General features: G+C 60.8%; 7 protein-coding genes. 4 read left to right on the top strand and 3 right to left on the bottom strand.

The annotated features are described in order from the left end of the window. Positions 1 to 312 precede the first annotated feature (312 nt). The 4 genes from P406_RS14505 to P406_RS14490 are packed head-to-tail and all read left to right on the top strand — an operon-like array spanning position 313 to position 5,151. Entirely contained in the window at positions 313 to 2,067 is a 1,755-nt protein-coding gene (locus P406_RS14505) for an ABC transporter permease (RefSeq protein ID WP_046236558.1), read from the top strand. A gap of 22 nt (positions 2,068 to 2,089) precedes the next feature. Then, positions 2,090 to 3,394 (top strand): ABC transporter ATP-binding protein, encoded by a 1,305-nt coding sequence (locus P406_RS14500; protein ID WP_174518708.1) that lies wholly within the window; start codon positions 2,090 to 2,092, stop codon positions 3,392 to 3,394. 51 nt (positions 3,395 to 3,445) lie between these two features. Further along, entirely contained in the window at positions 3,446 to 4,513 is a 1,068-nt protein-coding gene (locus P406_RS14495; protein ID WP_046236556.1) for a sensor histidine kinase, read from the top strand. Beyond that, positions 4,513 to 5,151 (top strand): response regulator transcription factor, encoded by a 639-nt coding sequence (locus tag P406_RS14490; RefSeq protein ID WP_046236555.1) that lies wholly within the window; start codon positions 4,513 to 4,515, stop codon positions 5,149 to 5,151. Before P406_RS14495 ends, P406_RS14490 begins: the two co-directional genes overlap by 1 nt. Before the next feature lie 106 nt (positions 5,152 to 5,257). Here P406_RS14490 and P406_RS14485 read toward each other — a convergent pair whose 3' ends face one another. The 3 genes from P406_RS14485 to P406_RS14475 all read right to left on the bottom strand — a co-directional run bounded on the left by P406_RS14485 (position 5,258) and on the right by P406_RS14475 (position 10,518). Then, a complete protein-coding gene (locus P406_RS14485; RefSeq protein ID WP_046236554.1) occupies positions 5,258 to 7,141 on the bottom strand; it encodes an acyltransferase family protein in 1,884 nt (627 codons plus the stop codon). Between the two features lie 94 nt (positions 7,142 to 7,235). After that, positions 7,236 to 8,519 (bottom strand): membrane protein, encoded by a 1,284-nt coding sequence (locus P406_RS14480; protein WP_046236553.1) that lies wholly within the window; start codon positions 8,517 to 8,519, stop codon positions 7,236 to 7,238. Positions 8,520 to 8,898: 379 nt separating this feature from the next. Then, a complete protein-coding gene (locus tag P406_RS14475; protein WP_024649888.1) occupies positions 8,899 to 10,518 on the bottom strand; it encodes a glucan biosynthesis protein D in 1,620 nt (539 codons plus the stop codon). Positions 10,519 to 10,700 lie beyond the last annotated feature (182 nt).

The raw sequence follows: 10,700 nt of genomic DNA, 5'->3' as shown, positions 1-10,700 counted from the left end.
GGAGCGTCGCACGATAGTGGAGATTATCGTTCCTCACGCTACAGCATGGGCACGATAATGTTCTTTTGCACAACGCTTAACAGGCCTGAACAACAGAGCCATCGTTATATAACTATACGTTGGTATACCTCACTCATACTTACAGATAAACATGAGCTACTTTTGCAGGTTTCTACTGTTGATCGAAACGCTATAAGCTTTACCTCACTGTCCGGCAACTATTAACTCACGGCCTTTATCTGTTATCGCTGACTGCCTGTTTGCTTATAAAACGGGTGGGTCTGCGCCTGCGCGGCCGGCTCGAGGTGAGCAATGCATTCGATATTTGAATTCGGTAAAAGCCTGGGGACGCCCCGTTTCGTAAAACCCGGTGCACGCACGCCTTATTGGGCCGATGGTATTTGCCTGGCCATCCTGACTGTGTTTATTGGCCTGTTCATTTATGGCTTTGGCCAGATGATGCAGCCACTCACTGTGCTGAACTCCAGCCCCATGAGCCTCGACCCGGCGCGCCTGCCCGAATATGCCTTGCGCACCACGCTGCGTATGTTCATCGCGCTGGGCGCTTCATTGATCTTCACTTTTGTAGTGGCCACGCTGGCCGCCAAAAGTCGCAAGGCCGAGCAGGTGATCATCCCGGCGCTGGATATTCTTCAGTCGGTGCCGGTACTGGGGTTTCTGACGTTCACCGTGACCTTCTTCATGGGCCTGTTTCCCGGTCGGCAGATGGGCGTCGAATGCGCAGCGATCTTTGCCATCTTCACCAGTCAGGCCTGGAATCTCGCGTTCAGTTTCTATCAGTCACTGCGTACTGTGCCGAGTGATCTGAACGAAGTCAGCCGTCAGTTCGGGCTATCTGCGGTACTGCGTTTTACACGCCTGGAACTGCCATTCGCCATTCCGGGGCTGGTGTGGAACATGATGATGTCGATGTCCGGCGGCTGGTTTTTCGTGGTCGCCTGCGAGGCCATTTCGGTCGGCGATACCACGGTCAATCTGCCGGGTATCGGTTCCTGGCTGGCGCTGGCCATCGAGCAGAAAAACCTGACCGCGATTGCCTGGGCAGTGGGCGCAATGGGGCTGGTGATTCTGGCCTATGACCAATTGCTGTTCAGGCCGATCGTCGCCTGGGCGGACAAATTCCGCTTCGAGCAAACCGCATCGTCGAAGCGTCCGCGCTCTTGGATGTACAGCCTGCTGGGCCGCTCCCGAGTGGCACCGATGCTGGGTTCGATCCTGGCTGCGCCGTGGAAATGCCTGATGCTGATCGACTGGCGCGTGTTCTCCCGGCTGTGGAAAGTGAAGCTCACCCCGGGCGTCGCACGCGTGCTCGACTACGCGTGGCTGGGTCTGGTCATGGCCGCGTGCCTGGCCGGCAGCGTGTACCTGTTCAGGTTCATCGAGGCGTCACTGGGCGCCAGCGACATGGTCACGGCCTTTGGTCTGGGCCTGGCGACGATGGTGCGTGTGATCGTGCTGATCGTCATCGCAAGCCTGATCTGGGTGCCCGTCGGTATATGGATCGGCCTGCGTCCGGTCTGGGCTGAACGCTTGCAGCCAATCGCGCAGTTCATGGCGGCGTTCCCGGCCAACGTCCTGTTTCCGTTTGCGGTGATCGCGATTGTCGGCCTGCACCTGAACCCGGACATCTGGCTGTCGCCGCTGATGGTGCTCGGTACCCAGTGGTACATCCTGTTCAACGTGATCGCCGGGGCCAGTGCCTTGCCGACTGACCTGCGCGAAGCGGCGACCATGTTCAACATGCGCGGCTGGCAGTGGTGGCGCCGTGTCGCGCTGCCCGGCGTGTTTCCCTACTACATCACCGGTGCGCTGACCGCGTCGGGTGGTTCGTGGAACGCCAGTATCGTCGCCGAAGCGGTTTCCTGGGGCGATCAGCATCTGGAAGCGGCAGGCCTGGGGTCATACATCGCCAATGCGACCCAGGCGGGCGACTTTCCGCGCGTCGCGCTGGGCATCGTGGTCATGTCGGTCTTCGTGATTGCGTTCAACCGGTTGCTGTGGCGCCCGCTGTACGGGTTTGCCGAGCGACGTCTGAGTCTTGTCTGATCTTGTGTAAGGGGAGGACGCCATCATGATGGCTGTCGAAACGCGTTGCCTGGTAGATGTTCAGAAGGTCCGACATGTGTACGGCAAAGGCAGCAAAGAGCGCCTGGTGCTGGATGACGTGACACTGACGCTCAACGAGAACGAAATAGTGGGCCTGCTGGGCCGGTCCGGTTCGGGCAAGTCGACCCTGTTGCGCTCCATCGCCGGGCTGGTGGTGCCCACCGAAGGCGAGGTGAATTTCCCGCGTCGTGCGCAAGGGCGGGCGATGTCGGTGGGTATGGTGTTCCAGAGCTTTGCGCTGTTTCCCTGGCTAACCGTGCTGGAAAACGTTGAAGTCGGCCTTGAAGCACAAGGTGTGCGTGCCGCGGTACGCCGCAAGCGCGCACTGGCGGCCATCGATCTGATCGGCCTAGACGGTTTCGAGAGCGCTTATCCCAAAGAGCTCTCCGGAGGCATGCGCCAGCGGGTGGGCATGGCGCGCGCGCTGGTCATCGATCCTGACGTGCTGTTGATGGACGAACCGTTTTCCGCGCTCGACGTGCTCACCGCCGAAACCCTGCGCACTGACTTGCTGGACATGTGGAGCGAAGGGCGCATGCCCATCAAGTCGATCCTGATGGTGACGCATAACATCGCCGAAGCCGTGCTGATGTGCGACCGCATCCTGCTGTTCTCCTCCAATCCTGGGCGGGTAATCAGCGAGATAAAAGTCGACCTGCCTCAACCGCGCAACCGCCAGGACCCGATCTTCCGGGCGCTGGTGGAAGAAATCTACGTGCTGATGACCCAGGACAACGACGCCGGCGAGATTCGTCAGGGCGTGTTTCCGGGCACCGGGCTGGGAATGGTGTTGCCGCAGGTTTCCACCAACGCACTGGCCGGGCTGATCGAGGCGATTCACGCGCCGCCCTACAGCCTGAAGGCCGACCTGCCGGAACTGGCCGCTGCGCTGCACTACAATGCCGACGAGCTGTTCCCGATTGCCGAGGTGCTGCAACTACTGCGCTTCGCTGAACTGAAGGGCGGCGACATTCGCCTGCTGCCAGCCGCCAATCGCTATGCGCTGGCGGATGTCGACGAGCGCAAGCAACTGTTCGCCCAGCACCTGCTGAGCTTCGTGCCGCTGGTGGCGCACATTCGGCGGGTGCTGGATGATCGTCCCACGCACACGGCACCGGCACGGCGCTTTCGCGATCAACTCGAAGACTTCATGTCTGAAAGCGATGCCATGCAGACCCTCAATGCAGTGATTCAATGGGGGCGCTATGCGGAGTTGTTCGCCTATGACGAACTGGCCGATCAGTTCAGCCTGGACAACCCGTCCTGAGGTTTGTAGGACATACTCAACGGCCCTTTTGCAACCAGCGGGATGATGCGCATGCGTGAACCTGAATCCTACGGCAAGGCCGCTATGGCGGTGCGGCTGATCGCGTTGCTGATGCTGGCGCTGGTCATTGCGGTTGCCGATACCTTGACCGACCTGGAAATCGCCGTGGGCGTATTCCAGATTGTTGTGGTGCTGCTGGCGGTCAGGTTCCTGCCGGCCACAGGCGTTATCGCGATGGCGTTGCTGTGCATGGTGCTGACCGTGATCAGTTACGAGATGACGACCTCCAGAGGCAGTGAGGCGTCCGGGCTGATCAATTGCATTATCAGCCTGGCGGCCATCGCCATGACCACCTGGCTGGCGCTGCGCATGGCGCTGGCCATCCGCACGGTACATGAAGCGCGCTCACAGCTGGCGCGGATCGCACGGGTCAATCAACTGGGTGAACTGACGGCGTCCATTGCCCACGAGGTCAATCAGCCGCTGTCGGCCATTGTCACCAGCGGTAATGCCTGTCAGCGCTGGCTGGCCACCGAGCCGGTCAATCTGGAAAAGGCCCGGCAGGCCGTCGACCGCATGATCAGTGACGCGAACCGCGCAGGCGACATCATCGTCCGGGTGCGCGCCCTGGCGAAGCGTTCGTCCACTCACAAGGAGTGGATCAGCGTGGCCGACACCGTCGCCGAGATCGTCGCGTTGGCGCACAGCGAGATAGAGGGACAGGGCGTCGCACTGCTGGTCGACGTTCCGGAGGGCCTGCCGCCGCTGCTGGCTGATCGGGTGCAGATCCAGCAAGTGTTGCTGAACCTGATGCTCAATGGCGTCGATGCGATGAAAAAGCTCGAGGCGGATCAGGCGCAACTGGAGGTCCGGGTGGGCTGGCATGACGGCGGCGATATCGGATTTGCGATCAGCGACAACGGTATCGGCGTGCCACCGGAAAACATCCATCAGTTGTTCGACGCGTTCTACACCACCAAGGAGGAAGGCATGGGAATTGGTCTGGCGATCAGTCGTTCGATCATCGAAGCTCATGGCGGGCGCATCTGGGTCACGCCCAACCCTGCAATCGGTGCTACGTTTCACTTCACCCTGCCCACCGGAAAGATGGAAACCTGATGAGCACAGCTGCCACCGCCTCACAGACCGAAGAGCCGATCATCTACGTCCTCGATGACGACCTGTCGGTGCGCTCCTCGCTGGAGGACCTGCTGGCCTCGGTCGGATTGCGCAGCATGCTGTTCGGCTCGACCCGCGAGTTTCTGGACACCCCGCGCCCTGACGCGCCGGGCTGCTTGATTCTGGACATCCGCATGCCGGGCATGAGTGGCCTGGATTTTCAGGAGCATATGGCCAGGTCAGGGATTTCCCTGCCGGTCATTTTCATAACCGGGCATGGCGACATTCCCATGTCCGTGCGGGCTATGAAAGCCGGTGCGGTGGAGTTTCTGACCAAGCCCTTTCGCGATCAGGACTTGCTCGACGCCATTCAGCAGGGGTTGGCGCAGGATCGCAGCCGGCGCCAGAGTGCCGCCGTGGGTGCCGAACTACAGCGCCGCCACGCCAGCCTCAATCTCGGTGAGCAGCAGGTGATGGAGCTGGTGGTCAGCGGCCTGCTCAACAAACAGATTGCAGCCCGGCTGAACGTGAGCGAAATCACCGTCAAGGTCCGCCGTGGCTCGGTGATGCGCAAGATGGAAGCCGATTCCCTGGCCGACCTCGTCAAGTTCGCCGAGCGCCTCAAAGAGCTGCACTGATCGACGACTCACACCGAGCCCTCATCGTTATACACAAGTCCGCTTTTGATTCTGGCCGGAGGCCGCTACAGCCTCCAGAAACAGGACGTTTGTACTCAGCGGCTGACTAATTCACCAACTGCGGCAGTACATAGTTGCGCACCACGTACAGCGAACCTTCTGCGCTCAAGTGCCCCGAGTCGATCTGCAGCAGAGAGCGGTTGTCTTCCAGGCGTACCCGGCAGGCATCGGCGACGCACAGTTTGTCGATCAGTGACACGAACTGGATGCCTGCCGATGCGGCCAGTGCGCGGGTTGCCTGATCCACCAGCATGACGCTTTGATCCAGAGCCGGATCGCGGATGTGCGATTCGCTCAGCCCCCAATGACGGTTGGCGATGACGCTGGGCAGCGACGGGTTCCACTGCGGGACCGGGCCGATCAGCACGATATGCTTCACGCCAAGGCCCTTGAGCCGGATCGCTATCTGCGTCCAGTCGGTCTTGTCGTGCCCGTCCTTCTGCGCGATGACCACGATGTCCGGACGCAGCCTTTCGATGCCCTGCAGGGCCGTTCTGTTGGAATAGTCACAGGCCCTGCTGGTCGCCGATGTGCGTCCTTGATGGTCACTCAGAGCGGGGCGGCAACTGGCTGAGGCGACCTGATAGAAGGGCGTGCTGTGTGTCAGCAAGGTACGCAAGCCGAGCGACAGCGCCTGCGCGTGAGAGTCGCCCCACAGGAACACGCCGCCCGCACCTTGCTTGCGCGTGCAGGCTTCGTCGATGGCTGATTGGCCGCGTTGGGTCAGGGCAGAGAAGGCGTCACATTTCAGCCAGTAAGGCTCGTACAGGTTGTGCTGACGATCAGCGTATTCCTGAATGAAACGCGCCTTGTCCGAAACGCTGACCGGGCGCAGGGGCGATACCACGCCGCCGGTCGCACTCACCAGTGTTCCGCCGACGAACAGCAGAGCGATCAGCGTGCCGAACGCGGTACGTCTGCTGCGCTGATCAGACGACGGTCTGCTGGCGGGTTGCTCGATCAGCCGCCATGAGACCAGACCCAGCATCACGGCCACGCCGATGCCCACCAGCACGGTGCGGGTCTCGCCCAGTAACCCGGCGTCATTCATCCACACCACCACCGGCCAGTGCCACAGGTACAGCGAGTACGACCGTGTGCCGGTCCATTGGGCCAGCGGGTTACAGGTCAGCAGCGAGTCGTTGCGTGCGGCGACGATCACCGCGAACGTCCCCAGCACCGGCATCAGCACCAGATAACCCGGCCATGTGTCCTGCACGGACAGCAGAAAGAAACCGGCCACGATCAGCGTCAGTCCGATGTGCTCCAGAACGCGCTGCTGCAGGGCCTTCAATTGCAGTGGGAACAGGCAGGCGACGCCACCTGCCAGCAACTCCCAGGCGCGGGTCGGCAGCAGGTAAAACGCCGCCTCCGGCCATTGCGAGGAGGCCGACACGCACGCCACAAAGCCTGTCAGGCTTGCGCCCAGTACCCACCAGCGCAGGTTGTGCAGCGCGACGAAGCGACTGAGCATCAGCAGCGCAATCGGGTACAGCAGGTAGAACTGCCATTCCAACGACAGCGACCAGGTATGCAGCAGCCATTTCTCATGGGCACTGGCGGTGAAATACCCCGCCTCACGCCAATAGACAATGTTGGAAACGAACCCCAGGCTGCTCGCCACGTGTGTGCCCAGCGCGCGGTAGTCCAGCGGCAGCAGAGCGAACCAGCCCAGCAGCAGCAAGGCAAAACACAGCACAGCGAGGGCCGGGACGATGCGTCTGGCCCGTGACGTATAGAACGCCGCCAGCCTGAATTTACCGCGCCTCAAGCCGCGCAGGATGATCCCGGTGATCAGATACCCCGAGATCACGAAAAACACATCCACACCGGCAAAGCCGCCAGGCAGCCAGTCAGGGTGGAAGTGGAAGAGCAGCACCGCAATCACCGCGATGGCGCGCAGGCCATTGATGTCTTTTCTGAAGTCCATTGGAGAAAGCCATCCGTTGGCTGATCGTGAGGAAGAGGGGCCGGAGATCAGCCGAAACGTATCGGCGGCCAGCGTGGTGGTGATGCGGTGGCGGTCAGCGGGCAGTCGATGACAGTCCGGGCGTATGGCTCGCAGAAGGTTGTCTGCCGGCAATCACATGACCAATGGCCAGGCCGATGAACAGGTTGGCGGCAGCGACCTCGAACATGTCGGTGGTCCAGCTGATCAGGCACCAGCAGAAGCTGATCGCCAGCAGCATATGGCCGACACGGGTCTGATCATCGATCAGTCGGAACAACAGCGGAATCTGCAGCGCATACAGCAGCAAACCGAGCACGCCCAGCATTGCCCAGAGGTACAGGGCGGAGCTGTCCATACCGAGAAAGACCCCGGCACCGTCTACCGGAAACAGCCCCATCGTGCTGCCGACCATGCCGAAGCCTGCGCCGCTGATCATCCAGCCTTCGCGACTCATCGCATTGATCAGGCCGGGCCAGGTGTTGATCATGCGGTCATACAGCGAGGCCAGAGAGCCGCCGCTGCTGACCGCGTAGGCATCAGGACTCACGATCAGCCCTAGCGCCGGCAACAGCAGACCGATGCCCACCACCACGGCGCACACTGTCCGGCAGGTCCAGCTCATCCGCCGTAACAACAGCAGCACCATGGTCAGCGCGAAGGCCGCGGCTGGCGCTTTGCTGGTGGTCAGCACGATGGCGTAAAGCGCCACTGCACTCAGCAACAACATCATCAGGCGTGAGCGCAGGAACATGATCAGGTACAGCGTGTAGAAGGCGATCATGATCGACAGCACGTTGGACACTCTGGCGAAACCGGCAATGCGATCCACCTCGTCCGCACTCCATGAGGTATTGGCGCTCAACTGGGTTTCACCGACGCTGTAGCTGTAGCCCTTCCATGGCACAGAGGTGAGCTTGTCCAGGGCAATCCCCAGCAGCGAAGCCAGCAGGCAGAACGCAATGGCGCGGTACAACAGCTTGCGGCGATACAGCAGGTGCCGGCCACATACCAGGCCGAACACCAGCGGGCTCAGCGCGAACAGGCTGAACGCCAGGTTGTGCACGCTGGCGCGATGCAGCATGGCCAGCAGCCCGGAAAGCAGCCACAGGATCGTGAATGTCCAGAACAGCTTTCCTGCTCTGAAGGTGCGCAGTTCAAGCGCAAACAGCAGGATGCAGGCGGCTTTGGGCAGATAGAGCAGGGGACTGAGGCCTGCCTGATCGAAGTAGAAGCGTAAGGCCCCGGAGAAGGTCTCGACCAGCATCAGGCTGATGGCGACCCACACCACCACGGTGGACTTGTCAAAGGACATCAACGACGACCTGGCGTCGACGCCGTTCGCAGTATTCAACGCCATGCTGGCTGCCTTGTGAAATACGTCAGGGGAATTGCGCGGACAAAGCTACCGCCCGACGATCACGGGGACGTGTCGACACAGGGAAGCTTTGGGAGATGGGGGTCTGGAGCGGACGCTCGCAACGGCATGACAACAGGTATATCAGTCGCAGTTGGGGCAACTGTCAATTAATTAGTCAGGATTAATGGTTATGGGTTGCACGCCCCGTGCCCGGGACAGGACGCGGAGCGTCCAGAACGGCGTGCCCACGCTGGAGCATGGGCACGATAGTGTTCCTGAGAACCCCTATCGTTCCTCACGCTCCAGCCCAGACACTTATCGTTCCTCACGCTCCGCGTGGGAGTGCCCTTCGTGACGCTCTCCGTCACCCATCTGCGGACTAAGGGTATTTACGTTTGTCCGGTGCAGGCGGGAAGTACTGATAGAGCCAGGTCTCGCTCAGCGTACGGTCGCCAGTGCGGATGAACATGCGCATTTCAACCGGCTCGACCGAGTCGCTGTCCGGTACCCAGTCGAAGGTGACGCGGTAGCCCTTGATGTCCGGCAGCACGAGGATGTTGAAGTCCTGCACCTTGCCATGAGTGACCGTGACGATGGGTTCGATCCCGGTGCCTTCCGGCAAGCGATCCAGGCCGCCGCCGTTGAAGTCCACCGCGAAGCGGCGGGCCCAGGTTTTCGGGTAATGCTCGCCAGGTGCCCAGCCTTCGAGGAAGCCGCCCATGCCTGAACGTGTCGCGTGGACCTGTGCCAGCGGCGTGCTCACCGGCGGCAGCGGGCTCCAGAACAGCTTGTAGCCGAAGTTCATCGAGTCCCCGGCCTTGACCGGCGTCTTCGGTGTCCAGAACACCACGATGTTGTCCATCGTCTCGCCGGTGGTCGGCAGTTCCAGCAGGCTGACCTCGCCTTCGCCCCACGCCGTGATCGGCTCGACCCACAGGCTTGGACGGCGGCTGTACCAGACGACCGTGTCCTGATAGCTGGAGAATTCGTGATCGCTCTGCACCAGCCCGAAGCCTTTCGGATCGGTGTCGGAGAACGCACTGAATTGTGGTTTGGCCGGGTTGTTCAGCGGACGGCAGATCCACTCACCGTTGCCACGCCACATCGACAGGCGATCCGAGTCGTGGATTTGCGGGTGGATGGTGTCGCACATGCGGCGCTCGTGAGTGCCGCAGCTGAACATGCTGGTCATCGGTGAAATGCCCAGCTGCTGGATATCGGTACGCGCATTGACGTGCGCGTCGATTTCCATGACCACCTGGCCGGCCTGACAGTCGATATCGAAACGGTAGGCACCGGTCGCGCTCGGCGAATCGAGCAGTGCGTAAACCACGAAGCGTGTCGCGTTCTTGTCCGGCGTTTCGAACCAGAACTTGGTGAAGTCCGGGAATTCTTCCTGACGCTTGGCGTAACTGTCGATGGCCAGGCCGCGGGCCGAGAGGCCGTATTGCTTGTTGCTGTCCACAGCACGGAAGTAGCTGGCGCCGAGGAACGAGACGACGTCATTGATGGCGATTTCAGGCGCCTTGAACAGTTTGAAACCGGCAAAGCCCAGGTCGCCCTTGACCAGGTTCTTGTCGATGCCGCTGTTCTCGTAGTTGAACAGGTCATGGCGGAAGTGCACTTCGCGCGCCTGCTTGCTCTGCGGATCGACGCTGTACATGCGCACGGGCGTCTTGAAGCCCATGCCGACGTGGAAGAAATGCACGTCGAGCTGGCCGTGGACGTCTTTCCACAGCGAGTGATTCGGGTCGTAGCGGATGGCATTGAATTGCTGCGGCGTCATGTTCGCAAGTACCGGGGGCAGCACCTGCTTGTTGCTCACATACCCTTTGCTCGCAAGCTTCTTGGCATGCGCCTGCAACTCTGCAAAATCGAAGTGTTCGATCTCGCCATCGGCTGCGGCGGCCAGTGCCCGCGCAGCAAAAAGCCCTGAGGCCGATACGCTGCCGTAGGCGGCCAACGCCATGGACGCTTTCAGGAGATTTCTGCGATTCATAAAGGTGAAGCCTCTGAGTAATTCTGTGCGTCCTGCACAAAAAATGGCGCGCCAACGACTCCTTGCCGAACGCAAACTACCCACAACAGATAACAAAGACGAGATACGGTTCGGAAATCGGCCAAAAAAAAACGCCGATCATGGGTAATGAATCCGGCGTATTGACGGCTATGACGCTGTTT

Origin of the sequence: Pseudomonas syringae pv. coryli str. NCPPB 4273 (assembly GCF_000972175.1) — a bacterium.
GTDB classification, from domain to species: Bacteria; Pseudomonadota; Gammaproteobacteria; order Pseudomonadales; family Pseudomonadaceae; genus Aquipseudomonas; species Aquipseudomonas syringae.
This window is presented reverse-complemented; position numbering and strand designations above follow the sequence as displayed.

Coding starts and splice junctions, on each gene's coding strand:
- P406_RS14475 (WP_024649888.1), bottom strand. CDS start 10,518: ATGAATCGCAGAAATCTCCTGAAAGCGTCCATGGCGTTGGCCGCCTAC.
- P406_RS14495 (WP_046236556.1), top strand. CDS start 3,446: ATGCGTGAACCTGAATCCTACGGCAAGGCCGCTATGGCGGTGCGGCTG.
- P406_RS14490 (WP_046236555.1), top strand. CDS start 4,513: ATGAGCACAGCTGCCACCGCCTCACAGACCGAAGAGCCGATCATCTAC.
- P406_RS14505 (WP_046236558.1), top strand. CDS start 313: ATGCATTCGATATTTGAATTCGGTAAAAGCCTGGGGACGCCCCGTTTC.
- P406_RS14480 (WP_046236553.1), bottom strand. CDS start 8,519: ATGGCGTTGAATACTGCGAACGGCGTCGACGCCAGGTCGTCGTTGATG.
- P406_RS14485 (WP_046236554.1), bottom strand. CDS start 7,141: ATGGACTTCAGAAAAGACATCAATGGCCTGCGCGCCATCGCGGTGATT.